Source organism: Streptomyces sp. NPDC054932, from assembly GCF_053610205.1.
In genome coordinates, this window is the sequence record NZ_JBSGXU010000202.1 from 1 (window position 1) to 14,439 (window position 14,439).

Below are 14,439 nucleotides of genomic sequence, written 5' to 3' on the forward strand. Positions count from 1 at the left end.
GGTCGCGCCCGTGACGCCGCCGGCACCCGGCGCGACGGGGGCGCCGGTGGCACCCGGGGCCGCCGCGCAGCCGGTGGCACCCGGCGCGCCGACCACGTCCGGGCGGGCGCTCGCCTGCTCGCAGGCCGACACCGGCATCTGCGTCATGGGGACGGCGGAGCAGCCCGTCGTCGGCGTGGACATCCGGTCGCTGACCGTCTCGGGCTTCAAGCGCAACGGCATCTGGGCCTCCTACACCGACCGGCTCAGCGTCCAGCGGGTGACCGCCGAGAACAACGGCACCTGGGGCATCGCCCAGGAGAGGTCCACCCGCGGGCTCTTCCGCGACAACACCGCCCGCGACAACGTCGAGTCGGGCCTCTTCATCGCCAACACCGTCGACCGGGAGGGCGGTGCCACCGACACCCAGGGCGCCGTGGTCCGCAGGAACACGCTGACCGGCAACCGGATCGGTGTCACCGTCCGGCGCGTCCGGAACCTCTCCGTCTACGGCAACACCCTCACCGGCAACTGCGGCGGCGTCTTCGTCGTCGGCGACGAGGGCGAGCCCGGCGCCGGGGACATGACCATCCGCAACAACGTGATCCACGAGAACAACAAGTTCTGCAAGGGCAACAGCCGTCTCCCCGACATCCAGGGCGTCGGCATCGTCCTCACCGGGGCCGAGGAAACGGTCGTGCGTTCGAACTCCATTCGCGGCAACGTCGGGGCCTCCCCGCTGTCGGGCGGAATCCTGCTGTTCAAGAGCTTCGTGGGCGCGACGAACACCGACAACGTCATCCGGGACAACGTGGTGCGGGACAACAAGCCGGCGGACCTGGCCAACCAGGGGACCGGAACGGGCAACCGGTTCGTCAACAACCGGTGCGGATCCTCCGTGCCGGCCGGGATGTGCTGACGCGTGATCACCCTGATCAGCAGAATCGAGGCACCATGACCACGGTAAGTCCCACCCAGACCCCGATCCCGGTCCCCCAGCACACCCCCCAGCCGGCCATGCGCCTGCGGGAGCTCGTCTTCGGGGCGGCCTGCGCCGCCGCCGTACGGGCCGCGGCCCGGCTCAAAGTGGCCGACGCCCTCGGGGAATCGCCCGCCACCGCGGCCGGGCTCGCGAAGGCGGTGAACTGCGAGCCGCTGCCCCTGCAGCGGCTGCTCCGCGCCCTGTCCTGCTACGGGATCTTCGCGGAGACCGAGGACGGCACCTTCGTCCACACGGAGATGTCGCGACTGCTGCGCGAGGACGACCCGAACAGCCTGCGCTACATCTCCCTGTGGTGCACCGAACCCTGGACCTGGCAGGCCTGGCCGCGGCTCGACGACGCCGTCCGGTCCGGCGGCAGCGTCTTCCATGAGCTGTTCGGCAAGGGGTTCTTCGACTACCTGCACCAGGACGCGCACGAGTCGGCCCACGTGTTCAACCGGGCCATGACCACCTCCAGCATGCAGTCGGCGCTGGACGTTGCGGAGCTCCTCGACCTCACCGGGATCTCGGTGGTCGCGGACATCGGCGGCGGCCAGGGGCACGTACTGGCGAGCCTGCTGGAGAAGCACCCGACGGTACGGGGCGTCCTGCTCGACCTGCCGGGCGTGGCGGCGAACGCGGACCCCCGGCTGCGGGAGGACGGTCCGCTCGCCGCGCGGGCCGACATCGTTCCCGGGGACTGCCGGGAGGCCATCCCGGTCGACGCCGACATGTACATCATCAAGAACATCCTGGAATGGGACGACGAGAGCACCCGCAGAACCCTGCGGAACGTCGTCGGGGCCGCCCGCCCCGGATCCAGGGTCGTCATCATCGAGAACCTGGTCGACGACACCCCGTCGATGAAGTTCACCACGGCCATGGACCTGTTGCTGCTGCTCAACGTCGGCGGCGCGAAGCACACCAAGGCCAGCCTCTGCGCCCGCATGGAGGACGCCGGCCTGGTGATCGGCGAGATCCGTCCGGTCAACGCGTACCTGCACGCGTTCGAGTGCACCGTGCCCGGGTGATGCCGGCCGGCATAGGACACGGCACGCCTCGAGACCGGCACGGAGCCGGTCTCGAGGGTGTGTCCGGAGCGTTCGGGGCGCCGGCGTCAGGCGGAGGCCGCCAGGGCGTTGTTGACGAGGTCCAGGAACTCGCGCGGCGACTTGCACCGGTCCGCGTCGGCGGGCAGCGGCCGGCTGTGCCGGTTCTCCAGCTCACCGACGATGCCGAGGAGTCCCAGGGAGTCCAGCCCCCACTCGTCGAAGCCCGAGTCGGGGCGGCTCGCCATGGCCGCGGGGTCGACGGTGACGCCGGCCCCCTTCTTCATCAGGGCGGCCAGTTCTTCCATGGTCAGTCGAGCGGTCATGTCGGACAACTCCTCAGGCTTGGACCGGCGTGCGCCGGTCGGTGATCAGGCGCATTTCAGAGCGCGCGAGGAAACGTGAGATCTCCTGGTCGGTGGTGGGGACGCCGTCCTTGGCGCTGTCGAGCAGCCGGGCGAGCACGGCCGCCTTGTGGCTGCCCTCGACGCCGAGGGCCAGAGCGGGCCGCGCGTCGAGCGGGCCGCGCAGATCGAGGAGGCGTACGACGATGTCGTCGCGCTGGAAGACGGTGCTGCCCTCGATGGGGCTCGTCGGGTCGTCCACGGCCGCCTCGTCCTGACCGGCGAGCAGCCGGGCGAGCGCCATGCCGCACCCGTCCTTCGCCGGATAGAAGAGGGCGTGCCGCCGGACGTCCGCGGGCTCGCGGCCACCCGCCGCCACATGGTGCACCGCCGGGAGGGCCGCCCGGGTGAAGAACACCCGGGCCGATCCCGGGTCGCTGAGATCCCGGTCCTGCTCCAGGTACGGATTGATGGCCTCCTCCAGCGCCCGTACCTCGGGCTGCCGGGCCACATGGCGCAGGGCCGCGAGGAGGTCGCCCTCCACCTCGACCGCTCGGACGACACGGTTGCCGTGCATGAACAGTGAGGTCCGGCGCAGCCGGGTGCTCTCGTCGACCTGGGCCTGCGGGGACGCGTACCCGGCCAGCAGCTCCGCCACCACCGGCTCGCTGCCCGGCTTCACGGTGAAGGTGAGGGCGTGGCGGACCACTCCGTCCCCGCGCCGGGGAGCGACCTGGAGTCTGCCCCGGGCCCGGTCCGCGGTGTCCGCGGAGGCGGAAGCGGGGGCGGAGGCGGCGGAGGGACCGCCGGAGGGGGAGCCGGTGCCCGGACCCTTGCCGGTCTCCCGCAGCACGCTGAAACGCAGCGAGCGGGTGTCCCGTACACAGCCGTGCAGCGGTTGCACCGACGCGACGTGCTCCTCGCTGTTGACCCAGGCCAAGAACCGCGGTGCGCTCTCCCACTCACTGGTGATGAGCCACTGCGACGGGTTCTCGATCGACTGGCACAACTCGTCGCTGATGTGTCCGGGGACGGAGGACACCTGCTCGCGGAGATGTTCGTACACCTCCAGGAACTGATTCTGCGCACCGTCGTACAGATCCAGCAGCAGCACGACCCGAAGCCTCGAGCCGTCGAAGGCGGACTGGGATATCCGTTCCGACAAGGTTGTCATCGTTCACACTCCTTCGAGACCACACGGTCGCCACGGGGCGGCGCCACCCGAACCGATCGTTGTCCCGTAATCCCTGCGGCGCGAGAGGAGAGAACCAAGCGGGTGAACGAGCGAGGGAACCGGGCTCGTACAGGGCATGGAAGAGCCATGAAGGAAAACGTCGACCACCACGTCCCGGTCCTCATCGTGGGCGGCTCGCTGGTGGGTCTGTGCACCTCGCTCTTCCTCGGCCGGCATGGCATCAGACACATGGTGGTCGAGAAGCATGCGGGTACCTCGATGCACCCACGCGGACGCGGTATCAACGTGCGGACGATGGAGCTGTTCCGGGTCGCCCGTGTCGAGGACCGGATCCGCGAGGCCGCCTCGGTCCTGGCGGACAACCACGGCATCATGCAGGGCGGCTCACTGACCGGTGACGATCAGGAGTGGCTCTTCGAGGAAATCGACCCCGGAGGCGCGCTCGCGCGCTTCAGTCCGGCGGCATGGTGCCTGTGCAGCCAGAACGACATCGAGCCGGTCCTGATGTCCGTGACCCCCTCACTCGGAGCCGACCTGCGGTTCTCCACCGAACTCCTCTCCTTCGACCAGGACCCGGGCGGGGTCACCGCGATCGTGAAGAACCGGGACACCGGGGAACACAGCACGGTGCGCGCGGACTACCTCGTCGCCGCCGACGGGCCGCGCAGTCCCGTGCGGGAGGCGCTCCGGATCGGCCAGAGCGGCTCCGGCGACCTGTTCCACAATGTGAGCATCACCTTCCGCTCCCGGATGCTGGCCCATGTGGTCGGCGACCGGCGCTTCATCGTGTGCTACCTGACCAAGCCCGACGCCGACGGGGCCCTGCTGCCGGTCGACAACGCCGAGCGGTGGGTCTTCCACGCGCCCTGGCACCCCGACCGGGGCGAGACGCTGGAGGACTTCACCGACGAACGCTGCGTCGAGCACATCCGGCGGGCCATCGGCGCTCCCGACCTGGACGTGGAGGTCACCGGGAAGGCCCCGTGGCACGCGGCCGAGCGGGTCGCCGAGCGGTACGCGTCGGGCCGGGTCTTCCTGGCCGGCGACTCCGCCCACGAGATGTCCCCCACCGGGGCGTTCGGCTCGAACACCGGTATCCAGGACGCCCACAACCTCGCCTGGAAACTCGCCGCGGTGCTGGACGGTACGGCCGGTCCGGGGCTGCTGCAGACCTACGAGGCCGAGCGGCTTCCGGTGGCCCGGGCGACGAGCGAGCGCGCCTCGGCCCGTTCCGCGGAGCACAGCCACCCGGGGTACGAGCCCGACTCCGAGACCGTTCCCGCGGCGGGCTCCGCGCCCGGGTCCGCGCCCGGTTCCGAGCACGCGCCCGACTCCGCCCCGCGCGGGGGCGGCGGCCGGCAGGGCGGGGTCCTGTCCGTGGCCATGGGCTACCGCTACAACCGGGGCGCGGTGCTGGGAGCCGACCCCGACCAGCCCGTCGTGCCGGATCGGATGCGGCTGTGCGGTGATCCGGGCAGCCGCGCACCGCACATGTGGCTCTGCGGACCGGGAGATCCCGAGCCGAAGTCCACCGTGGACCTCTACGAGCGCTCCTTCGTCCTGCTCAGCTCCGAGGACACGCCGTGGCGCGCCGCGGCCCGGTCCGTCGCCGGACAACTGGGCCTGCCCCTGGACGCGTACGCGATCGGTACCGGACCGGAGGCCGACCTGATCCCCGCGAACGGCGGCGACTGGACCGAGGTGCACGGCACGACCCCGGAGGGCGCGGTCCTCGTCCGCCCGGACGGCTTCGTGGCCTGGCGCTCCCCGCAGGCCGTGGCGGACCCGGAAGCGGTCCTCCACGAGGTCCTGACCACCCTGCTGGACCGGGCCTGATCCGACCGAGCCGGTCCCGCCGACCCCCCCAGGGCGCCGTCCCGTGGAGCGATCCACGTGGCGGCGCCCTCGTCGCAATGCGTCATCCGGATGGCCGACCGGCACGCTCAGGCGGCGCGGTCGTCGCCGACGAGGCCCGCGACATGGTCGGTGATCATGTCGAGGATGTCCGCCGAGATCCTGTCGTCCCCGAGAACGAGGTGGTTCAGCGTCAGCCCGTCGGTCATGGCGGCCAGATAGCGGGCCAGCACGCTCACGGGCACACGGAGTTCGAAGGACATGTGGTGCCGGAGCTGTTCGATCAGTTCGGTGTAGGTGTCGCAGTACCGCTCGTACTGCCGCCTCGCCAGGTGCTCGAAGCCCGGCCGGCGCAGGGCGTACTGGGTGAGTTCGTACGTGAGCATGTGTTCCCCGGGGTGGGCGGACACATGGTCCCAGTACGCCTGGAAGCCCGCCCGGACGGTCTCCCGGAGGGTGGCCCTCGGCTGGATCGCCTCCCTCACCCGGGTGACGCTGTGATCGGTGATCGCCGCGATGACTGATTCGAGCAGGGCCTGCTTGGAGTCGAAGCAGTAGTGGAAGACGCTCAGGGACACGCCCGCCTCGGCGGAGATCGACCTGGTCGTCGTCCCGGCGACGCCGTCGCGGGTCATCGCGCGGATCGCGGCCTCGGTCAGCTGGCGGCGCCGCTCGGCCGACGGCATCCGTGCCATGGGCGTTCCCTTCGGTTCGTGCTGTGCGGTGTGCGGTGTGCGTCGTGCCGGGCCGGGGAAGGCGGCCGGGGCCGGTCGGATCAGCAGATCCGGCCGGCCCCGGCCCCTGTGCTCGTGCTCGGACGGTCAGCTGCTGTAGACGCCGACCTCGTGGAGCGAGTACCCCCACTTGGTGGCCCGCTGGATTCCCTGCACCCGGACGTAGCGGGCCGGCACCCCCGAGAAGCGGGCCGTGTCCAGGCCGCCGTCACTCGCGGTCGTGGACCAGACGGTCTGCCAGTTCGCGTCGTCGGTCGAGACCTCGATGCGGTACGCCTTCCCGTACGCGGCCTCCCAGTCGAGGGTGATGCGCCCCACCCGGTTCGCCGATCCGAGGTCGATGCGCAGCCACTGGTTGTCGTTCCACTCGCTCGCCCAGCGGGAGCCCGAGTCCCCGTCCACGGCCCGGCCCGCGGAGAAGTTCACGAAGGGGTTCCACCACTCCGCGCTCGACGCCGAGGCCGGGGAGCCCGTGGCGAGGTTCACCCCGGACTTGTGCTTCTCCGAGTTCCCCCAGGTGGTCAGGTAGGACTCGGCGCCCTTGAAGAGGTCGTCCACCACGCCCTGGCCGCCGACGAGGCGGATGTCCTCGATCCAGTCGGGGACCAGACCGTAGTGCGAGGCTCCGTCGGTGTTGAGGTCCCACGTGCGCGAACCGGTGGTCTGCCTGTCGATGAGGGAGCCGCCGTCGGTGCTGCGGAAGGGGTAGCGCACCGGGTTCGGGGTGTCGGCCCCGCGAGGGCCGGGCCAGCCGCCGACACCGTTCATGTCGGTGCCGTACCCGTAGCCGACGTTGTACTTGTCGCGCAGCGCGTCCGTCCGCTTCGCCTCGGCGCTGAAGCCTTCGGCGCCGCTCATGTACGAGGCGATGAAGCCGCCGAGCTTGTAGACCCGCTCGGTCCAGTCCAGGTCCATCCAGCTGTGCGAGGAGATCACGCCCGGGTACGACTCGGACTCCAGGATGTCGAAGGCCCGACCCGCGGCCTTCACGCTCATGTGGTCGACCTCGAGCATCATCTTGCGCTTCATCATGCCGCGCACCGCGTACTCGCCGAGTTCCGTGAGCCCGCGCGTATTGCACTGGGCGTCGGCGGCGTAGGACGGGATCGCCACCCCTTCGGGCAGTTTGCTCTGCACCGCGGGCGCGGCTGCCGCCAGCCCGATGGGGTTGTCGTGCTGGGGACCGGTGCACTTCTCCGTCTTCCAGAAGGTTCCGGTCGACAGAAACTGGCCGGCGTTGATGGCCGTGCCGAGGGCGCCCTCGTCGAAACGCACCCCGCACAGGGCGTTGTCGAACTTGTGGCAGAGGAACATGCTGCGCACCCCGAGCCGGTACAGCTCGTCCAGGCCGCGGTCGATGTCCGCCTTGCTGCACTGCGAGATGTCCAGGATCTGCTTGCAGCCGAAGGGCTCCGAGGTCTCGACCCCGAGGATCACGGCCAGCTTGCCCTGCTGGATGACGTCCCGGGCCTGCGCGGAGTCGGTGACGATCCGGAACCAGCCCTTGCCCGTGCCGCCGTACATCTTGTCGATGTAGGCCTGCATGTCGTACGTCTTCTGCGCTTCGAGGCGGATGGCGGTCATCTCGTCGCAGCCGCGGTCCTTGAAGAAGTAGACCGAGCAGATCACGCCGTTGGTGACGAGGTCGTTGACGAGCACCCGCTGACCGCCGCGCCAGGCCCGTTCGACCCAGGCGTAGTAGTTCTGCTGGTGGGTCAGCGAGTCGTGGGCGGGCCAGTCCTTGAAGGTCGGCCAGCCGTTCGGGTCGTGCTTGCCGTCACCGCCCTTGGTGATGAAGTCGAAGATCGCGAGCGTGCCGTCGGGGTAGTGCTCGGGGCAGTCCTTGAGTGCGTCGGCCACGCCCGCCTCGGAGAACGGCTTGCCGCAGATGAGCCGGCCGCCGAAGCCCTCGTTGGACATCAGGTGGTCGTGCGCGTCGACGAAGCCCCGGACCCGTCCCTGGGCGTCGGTGCCCTTGAAGGGCTCGCCCGTGACGTTGATGTCGGAGTCGGGTGCGGGCCGTGCGACCGGGCTCCACCAGCCGGGTTCGGCGGCGGAGCTGGGTACGGGGCCGAGCACCATGGCCACGACGGCGAGGAGCAATGACAGGACCGCCAGGGGCCTACGCCTGTGGTGCGTGTGTCGGGAAATGGTCATCACTCACGTCTTAAGGTCAGCCGGATGGCGCGGTCGAGGAGCCGGATCCGTTCGGCGGCACGACAGGTCACGGCCACAGGCGTGGCTTGTCATGGACCGCGCAAACGGTGGGACGAGAATCGCCACTGTCATCGACGGAGTCAATAGTCCGGGACAGCTGACCTGATGATTCGTCACATTCTTCGGCGGACCGCACCCGGAGCGGGCGCGCGGCTCCGGTTCCGGACGTGTGCCGGGCCCTTCCCCCTGTCGGTTCGGCGGGAAGGGCCCGGGACGGTGCGGTGCGGTCAGCGCGCGTTGTGTTCGACCAGGTCCATCTCGGCCGGGGCGATCCCGAATCCGCGCGACGCGGCCTTCGGGGCAGCGGGCTTCCCGCAGAACGCGGCTTCGAGGGTCCCGCCGAGCGCCGTGTTGGCCTCGCCCTTGTTCGAGGTGTTCGCCATCGCGGAGAGGCTGCGGCGGCCGTCGCGGGTGGAGAACGCGTAGGTGTAGAAACCCTGCACGGTGCCGGTGTGGCCGTAGACCGAGGTGCCGCACGACAGGTCGTAGCGGCGCAGGCCGAGCCCGTAGTGCCGGGTGTTCGTGGCGTCCGTCGGCGTGACGGTGGTCATCAGGTCCATCATGCGCGCGGGCAGCAGCCGGCCGCCGAGCAGCGCGGACGTGAAGGTGTTGAGGTCGGCCGGGTTGGCGATCACCGCCCCGGCGGACTGGGCCCACGACACCGTCTGCTCGGTGGAGTCGACCAGCGGAGCGCCGGCCTCGTCGGGGTGCAGGTAGCCGCGCGCGTGCAGCCCCTTGATCTGCGTGCCCGGGTGCACGTAGGAGGTGTTGCGCAGCTTCAGCGGCTTGATGATGCGCCGCTCGTACTCCTTGGCCACGCCGTTGCCGGTGGCCTTCTCGATGAGCATGCCCACGACGACGAAGTTGGTGTTCGAGTAGCGGTACGCCACGCCGGGCTCGGTCGTGCGGGGCTCGGCGAGCGAGAGGTTCACCAGCTCCTGGTAGCTGAACACCTTGTTGCGCACGGACTCGAAGCCCGGCACGGTCTTGTCGAACATGGCGTTGGTGTAGTCCGCCAGCCCGCTGCGGTGGGTCAGCAGATGGCGCACCGTGATCCGGTCGTCGGGCAGCAGCCCGGGCAGGTAGTGGTTGACGGCGGTGTCCAGATCGATCCGGCCCTCGTTCACCAGCTGCAGCAGGACGACGGAGGTGAACGTCTTGCTGACGCTCCCGATCCGGAAACGGGCCTGCGGGTCCATCGCCGCGCCCGTCACCTTGTCGCGCACTCCCACGGTCCGGACGCTGACGCCGTCGGGGCCGCTGAACCGGGCCATGGCGCCGGGCGCTCCGGCGGCGGTCGTGTTCCGCAACGCCTGGGTCAGCGCTTCGAGATCGGGGGTGGTCGGGGCGGCGTGGGCGGTGGTCGCCGGAGCCACGGCGGCCATCACCGCCAGCAGGGCTGTGCTGAGGGCCAGGCGTCGGTTCATGGGCAGGGGCACGATGCTCCTCCGGTGGGGGGTCGGTCGGCGTCGGTTCGCGGCGGTCGCGATCGGGCGCGGCCGTTCGCGGTCGTTCGGGTCGTCAGGGTTGATCGATCACGAGCCTACGCAAGATCATCGGACCGGAACGACGTCGGTACGAGCGCAAACGCGCCAAATATCAGAGGCAGTTCCGCCGTGCGGGCGAGCCGCCGAGGACATCCCGGCGCGGCCCGTGCCCGGGTGCGGCGCACCCAGGCACGCCGACCGGGGCGCGATCTAACCTGAAGGCGTGACCAGTAGTGAACTCGGAGATTTCCTGCGTGCCCGTCGCGCGCGCCTGCGGCCCGGTGACGTGGGGCTCGCCTCCTACGGGCGCCGCCGCGTGGCAGGACTGCGCCGGGAGGAGGTCGCCGTCCTGGCCGGAATGAACAGCGACTACTACGCCCGGCTGGAACAGGGGCGCGAGCGCGGACCCTCCCCGCAGATCCTCGACGCGATCAGCGGTGCCCTGCGGATGGACGAAGCGGCGCGGGAACACCTCTTCCGGTTGGCGGGCAGCACTCCGCACCGTGAGCGGCCGCAGCCGAGGGAGTCGGTCGCCGCCGCCCTGCACCAACTGCTGGACGGCTTCACGGGCACCCCGGCGTTCGTCCTGAACCCCGCCACCGACGTCCTGGCGGCCAACGCGCTGGCGGAGGCGCTGTTCTCCCCGTTCGCGCAGCGGGAGAACCTCGCGCGGATGACGTTCCTCGACCCGGCGGCGCGGCCGTTCTTCGTCCACTGGGACCGCGCGGCCGAGGCCGTGGTGGCCGGCCTGCGCCACGCTACCGGGCTCGACCCCCACTACCCGAAGCTGCGCGACATCGTCCGCGAACTGGGGCGCGACAGTGCGGAGTTCGCCGCACTCTGGTCGGCGCACACGGTCCGAGGAAAGACCGGCGCGGCCAAGGAACTCGACCACCCCGACGTCGGACCCCTCTCGCTCACCTTCCACTCCTTCGACGTGCGCGGAGCGCCGGGCCAGCAGCTGGTGGTCTACCACGCCGGCCCGGGCAGCCCGAGCGCCCGCGCGCTCGCCCTCCTCGGCAGTCTGCACGCCACCCGCCGGCCGTCATGACCGATCGGCCTCCGACCTGCGGCGATGGCGCTGAAATATACTGGTGGGGTGACTGAGAACCTCCTGCCTCCCTGCCCCGAATGCGCGGGCGCGTACACCTACGAGATGGGAGCGCTGCTGGTCTGCCCCGAATGCGGGCACGAGTGGGCGCTCGCATCCGGCGAGTCCGGTGGTGCCTCCGAGGAGCGGGTGATCAAGGATGCGGTCGGCAATGTGCTGGCCGACGGCGACACCGTGACGGTCGTCAAGGGCCTGAAGGTCAAGGGCAGCCCGACGGGCATCAAGGCGGGCACCAAGGTGCGCAACATCCGTCTGGTGGAGGGTGTCGACGGCCACGACATCGACTGCAGGATCGAGGGCTTCGGCCCCATGCAGCTGAAGTCCAGCGTGGTCAGGAAGGTCTGACCGGCCACCCGCCGGTCGGGCCCGGAAGCGGCGAAGGCGCCTGTCGGGCAGGGCCCCGACCAGGCGCCTTCGTCGTTCTTCCGGAGAAACGGGGCGGCGGGCCCGGCCGCTTCGGCGGGCGGCGGTCCATGAGCCGGCGCGCTCATGGACCCGGGACCTCGCCGAAGGCTCCGACCCGGCGGGTGGGTCAGCGCGCGGCGTGGACGCGGAGGGGAAGGGTCGCCGTGGTGGCGATGGTCGCCGTGGCGGTGAAGACGGCCTCGTCGTTCTGACGGGCGACGACGTGTACGGGATGGCGGTCCGGCACGGTCGTCTCCGCGGCCGCCGGGAGCGTCTCGATCCAGCAGGCCGAGGTCAGCTCGGCATAGCGGAAGAAACGTATCTCCATATCGGTGAGGATTCCCCGTCGGGGGAAGGCGGAACGGTACGCGGCCTGGCGCACGGCTTCCAGGAGCAGCATGCCGGGGGCGTGGTCGACGGGGTGGTCGAAGAGGATCGGATGGTTGACGTCGACCCGGAGCTGGGCGCGCCGCGTCGAGCTGGTGGGGGAGAGGACCACGTCGTGGAAGCGGTCGCGGCCCACGCGCCGGGGTGTCAGCGGCGGCGGGAGCGGGATGGTGCGGGCGGCCACCTCGTCGAGGTCCGCGTTCCTGCCGCGCAGCCGCCGGTAGACGGCCTCCGGCTGGTTGGTGAAGCCGGCTTCGGCGGTGCCCAGGAGCTGCCCGTCGCGCGTCGCGGTCACGTGCATGGTCAGACCGGCGAGTCTTCGGCCGCGGCGGGATATGCCGGAGCAGCGGATGTGCAGTGCGATGTCGGCCGGAGTCGCACCGACGGCGAGGGCGTCGGCATTGGTCGAGTAACTGAACGTGTCCCAGATCTGGCGGTGACCGAAGGGCACGTCGTACGCGACGTGACTCAGGAGCGGGATGGCCTGGCGGACGGATTCGGCCAGGAGCAGGGGATCGTGGTGTCCCCCGTCCGGTGTGTAGAAGCTGTGGGTACGGGGCCATTGGGCGGTGACGACGTATTCGTCCGGCGCGACGGCGCGCCACCCGGTGAGCAGGACCTCCGAGTGAGCGCTCTTGTGTACGTACTCCCGGGGTAAGGCGCTGCTGAGCGCGGCGATGGGTGAGGCGGAGTGATCAGCTGACACAGTCATGGTTGAGCCCCCCTAGACGTCGGACATGAGCTGGTGCTTGTTCGGCGCGGGTCCTAAAATAAAGGATGTTCGTTTTTTTTGTCGAGATTAGTTAGGTGCTCATGTCAGAACGGAAGCAGCAACGCGCGCCCCAACTCAGGGCAGTTCAGACCAAAGCCGCCATCCTGCGTGCCGCTGCCGAGGTCTTCGACGAGTTCGGCTTCAGCGGGGCCAGCATCAGCAAGATCATGAAGCGGGCGGACGTCACGCAGGGCGGGATGTACTTCCACTTCAGCTCGAAGGAGGAGCTCGCCTACGCCGTCATGGTCGGCCAGGGCGACGGCTTGGAGTTCCCCGCCGGGGAGGACGGCCTGCAGCACCTGGTGGACATCACCCTCTACCTCGCCGAGCAGCTCCAGCACAATCCGGTCCTCCGGGCGGGCGTACGACTGGCAGTTGAACAGGGCGAGTTCGGCCTGCGCGACGACGTCGCCTACCAGGCATGGGTCCTGGAGTTCCGCCAGCAGCTGCGCTTCGCCCGCGCCAAGGGGGAGCTCCAGCCGGACGTCGACGACCACGAACTGGCCTGGGTGCTGGTCAGCTCCTTCACCGGCGCGCAGCTCTTCTCCCAGGCATCGACCGGCCGGGCCGACCTGCCGCAGCGGATCGCCTCGCTGTGGCGCTACCTGCTGCCCGCGGTGGCGGCCGACGACATTCGCGGCGGGCTGCGTCTGACGCTGCCGCCGGCCGCGCCCGAGGCGGAGCCGAAGCCGGGATCGAAGTCGGCTCCGGCCTCGAAGTCGAAGTCGGCTTCGGCCTCGGCTTCGGAGAAGCGGGCTTGAACACCCGTCATGTCGTCGTCACCGGCGCGACCGGCTTCGTGGGGTCGGCGGTGCTGCGCCGACTGGCCGCGCAGGACCCGCAGGCCGTGGTGCGCGCGGTGTCCCGTACCCCGCCCTCCGCAGCTCCGCCCGGCGCGCGCTGGGTGGACGCGGACCTGGCCGACGGGCAGTCCCTGCGCGGGGTGTGCGACGGCGCGGACGTCCTGCTGTCGCTGGCCTCCTACGTCGGACCGGATGCCGGCCGGTGCACCGCGGTCAACTCCGCTGGAGCCGCGGCCCTGGTGGCCGAGGCCCGACGGGCCGGGGTGGGGCGGATCGTCCACCTGTCCACCTGCGCCGTGTACGGACCCGGACCGCACCGGGGCCAGGACGCAGGGGAGCTGACGCCCGCCCCGGTGTCGCCGGCCAGCGGCAGCCGACTGGCGGGGGAGCGGCCGGTGCTCGACGCCGGGGGACTGGTCCTGCGCGCGGGGCTGGTGCTGGGAAGGGGCGACCGGTGGGCCGTACCGGCTCTCGTCGACGCCTTCCGGCGCGTACCGGCGCAGTGGGACGGTGGAGGGGGACTGGCCTCCTTCGTCGACGTCGACGACCTGGCGCGGCTCGTCGTGGCGTTCGCGCTCGGCGGTGGCGCCGCGGCGGGGGCCGCGGGGGTGCTGCACGCCCACCACCCGGTGCCGGTGCGCAACCGGGACCTGATGGACGCGCTCGCCGGGTACGGGGTGCTGCCGGAGCGGCCCTGCGCCGACTGGTCGTGGCGCAGGTGCCTGGACACCCTGGCCGCGACCCCGGGTTGGGTGAGCGGGCGTCAGTTCACGCTGCTGGCCCGGGACCACTGGTACCGCGCCGACGCGGCATGGGAACTCGCCGGGATCGCGCCCGGGCCCGGCCCGCTGGACCGGCTCGGTCCGGCCGCGCAGTGGTACCGGGAGCGGGGCGGGGTCGCCCCGGGGTGACGGCGGCGATCTGCCAAAGCCTCGGCGGGATGGGGTGTGGGCGGGCTGTGTCGGGCAGGACGGCGGGTAGCGTCCGAAGCACAGCCGGTCACCCCTGAAGGAGTGGAAATGCCCGATCTTTCGAACATCGTCAAGGCGTATGACGTGCGTGGTGTCGTGCCGGACGAGTGGGACGAGTCCCTGGCCGAGCTGTTCGGTGCCGCGTTCGT

General features: G+C 70.7%; 13 protein-coding genes. 7 read left to right on the forward strand and 6 right to left on the reverse strand.

The window, feature by feature from the left end:
* On the forward strand, positions 1 to 898 hold an 898-nt coding region (locus ACWGE1_RS34660; RefSeq protein WP_453424433.1), incomplete at its 5' end, for a right-handed parallel beta-helix repeat-containing protein.
* A gap of 35 nt (positions 899 to 933) precedes the next feature.
* The gene (locus tag ACWGE1_RS34665; protein ID WP_453424434.1) at positions 934 to 1,992 is read left to right on the forward strand and encodes a methyltransferase; all 1,059 of its coding nucleotides are present in this window, start codon (positions 934 to 936) and stop codon (positions 1,990 to 1,992) included.
* Between the two features lie 86 nt (positions 1,993 to 2,078).
* Here the strand turns inward: ACWGE1_RS34665 and ACWGE1_RS34670 are convergent, their stop codons facing one another.
* Both ACWGE1_RS34670 and ACWGE1_RS34675 read right to left on the reverse strand, forming a co-directional pair.
* Complete coding sequence (locus ACWGE1_RS34670) at positions 2,079 to 2,336, reverse strand: acyl carrier protein (protein WP_453424435.1); 258 nt, start codon at positions 2,334 to 2,336, stop codon at positions 2,079 to 2,081.
* A 13-nt stretch (positions 2,337 to 2,349) separates the two neighbouring features.
* Complete coding sequence (locus ACWGE1_RS34675; RefSeq protein ID WP_453424436.1) at positions 2,350 to 3,528, reverse strand: SchA/CurD-like domain-containing protein; 1,179 nt, start codon at positions 3,526 to 3,528, stop codon at positions 2,350 to 2,352.
* A 102-nt stretch (positions 3,529 to 3,630) separates the two neighbouring features.
* Here ACWGE1_RS34675 and ACWGE1_RS34680 point away from each other — a divergent pair, with 102 nt between their 5' ends.
* Complete coding sequence (locus ACWGE1_RS34680; RefSeq protein ID WP_453424437.1) at positions 3,631 to 5,385, forward strand: FAD-dependent oxidoreductase; 1,755 nt, start codon at positions 3,631 to 3,633, stop codon at positions 5,383 to 5,385.
* Between the two features lie 107 nt (positions 5,386 to 5,492).
* Here ACWGE1_RS34680 and ACWGE1_RS34685 read toward each other — a convergent pair whose 3' ends face one another.
* From ACWGE1_RS34685 to ACWGE1_RS34695, 3 genes are all read right to left on the reverse strand, one after another.
* On the reverse strand, positions 5,493 to 6,098 hold the full coding sequence (locus ACWGE1_RS34685; RefSeq protein ID WP_453424438.1) for a TetR/AcrR family transcriptional regulator: 606 nt from the start codon (positions 6,096 to 6,098) through the stop codon (positions 5,493 to 5,495).
* A 126-nt stretch (positions 6,099 to 6,224) separates the two neighbouring features.
* The gene (locus tag ACWGE1_RS34690; protein WP_453424439.1) at positions 6,225 to 8,294 is read right to left on the reverse strand and encodes a galactose-binding domain-containing protein; all 2,070 of its coding nucleotides are present in this window, start codon (positions 8,292 to 8,294) and stop codon (positions 6,225 to 6,227) included.
* Between the two features lie 287 nt (positions 8,295 to 8,581).
* A complete protein-coding gene (locus tag ACWGE1_RS34695) occupies positions 8,582 to 9,781 on the reverse strand; it encodes a serine hydrolase domain-containing protein (protein WP_453424440.1) in 1,200 nt (399 codons plus the stop codon).
* Positions 9,782 to 10,064: 283 nt separating this feature from the next.
* Here ACWGE1_RS34695 and ACWGE1_RS34700 point away from each other — a divergent pair, with 283 nt between their 5' ends.
* Together ACWGE1_RS34700 and ACWGE1_RS34705 are read left to right on the forward strand one after the other, a co-directional pair.
* Complete coding sequence (locus ACWGE1_RS34700) at positions 10,065 to 10,892, forward strand: helix-turn-helix transcriptional regulator (RefSeq protein ID WP_453424441.1); 828 nt, start codon at positions 10,065 to 10,067, stop codon at positions 10,890 to 10,892.
* 48 nt (positions 10,893 to 10,940) lie between these two features.
* Positions 10,941 to 11,297, forward strand: coding sequence for a zinc ribbon domain-containing protein YjdM (locus ACWGE1_RS34705; RefSeq protein WP_453424442.1), 357 nt, complete (start codon positions 10,941 to 10,943; stop codon positions 11,295 to 11,297).
* Between the two features lie 187 nt (positions 11,298 to 11,484).
* Here ACWGE1_RS34705 and ACWGE1_RS34710 read toward each other — a convergent pair whose 3' ends face one another.
* Positions 11,485 to 12,456 carry a ScbA/BarX family gamma-butyrolactone biosynthesis protein gene (locus tag ACWGE1_RS34710; protein WP_453424443.1) on the reverse strand — a complete coding sequence of 324 codons (972 nt, stop codon included), beginning with the start codon at positions 12,454 to 12,456 and terminating at the stop codon, positions 11,485 to 11,487.
* A gap of 101 nt (positions 12,457 to 12,557) precedes the next feature.
* Here ACWGE1_RS34710 and ACWGE1_RS34715 point away from each other — a divergent pair, with 101 nt between their 5' ends.
* Entirely contained in the window at positions 12,558 to 13,277 is a 720-nt protein-coding gene (locus tag ACWGE1_RS34715; protein ID WP_453424444.1) for a ScbR family autoregulator-binding transcription factor, read from the forward strand.
* Positions 13,274 to 14,230, forward strand: a complete 957-nt coding sequence (locus tag ACWGE1_RS34720) for an NAD-dependent epimerase/dehydratase family protein (protein WP_453424445.1) — start codon at positions 13,274 to 13,276, stop codon at positions 14,228 to 14,230. Before ACWGE1_RS34715 ends, ACWGE1_RS34720 begins: the two co-directional genes overlap by 4 nt.
* The last annotated feature ends 209 nt before the right edge of the window (positions 14,231 to 14,439 follow it).

Bases quoted from the DNA above. Each gene is read 5' to 3' on its own strand.
- ACWGE1_RS34665 (WP_453424434.1), top strand. From the start codon at position 934: ATGACCACGGTAAGTCCCACCCAGACCCCGATCCCGGTCCCCCAGCAC.
- ACWGE1_RS34670 (WP_453424435.1), bottom strand. From the start codon at position 2,336: ATGACCGCTCGACTGACCATGGAAGAACTGGCCGCCCTGATGAAGAAG.
- ACWGE1_RS34675 (WP_453424436.1), bottom strand. From the start codon at position 3,528: ATGACAACCTTGTCGGAACGGATATCCCAGTCCGCCTTCGACGGCTCG.
- ACWGE1_RS34685 (WP_453424438.1), bottom strand. From the start codon at position 6,098: ATGGCACGGATGCCGTCGGCCGAGCGGCGCCGCCAGCTGACCGAGGCC.
- ACWGE1_RS34690 (WP_453424439.1), bottom strand. From the start codon at position 8,294: ATGACCATTTCCCGACACACGCACCACAGGCGTAGGCCCCTGGCGGTC.
- ACWGE1_RS34695 (WP_453424440.1), bottom strand. From the start codon at position 9,781: ATGAACCGACGCCTGGCCCTCAGCACAGCCCTGCTGGCGGTGATGGCC.
- ACWGE1_RS34710 (WP_453424443.1), bottom strand. From the start codon at position 12,456: ATGACTGTGTCAGCTGATCACTCCGCCTCACCCATCGCCGCGCTCAGC.
- ACWGE1_RS34715 (WP_453424444.1), top strand. From the start codon at position 12,558: ATGTCAGAACGGAAGCAGCAACGCGCGCCCCAACTCAGGGCAGTTCAG.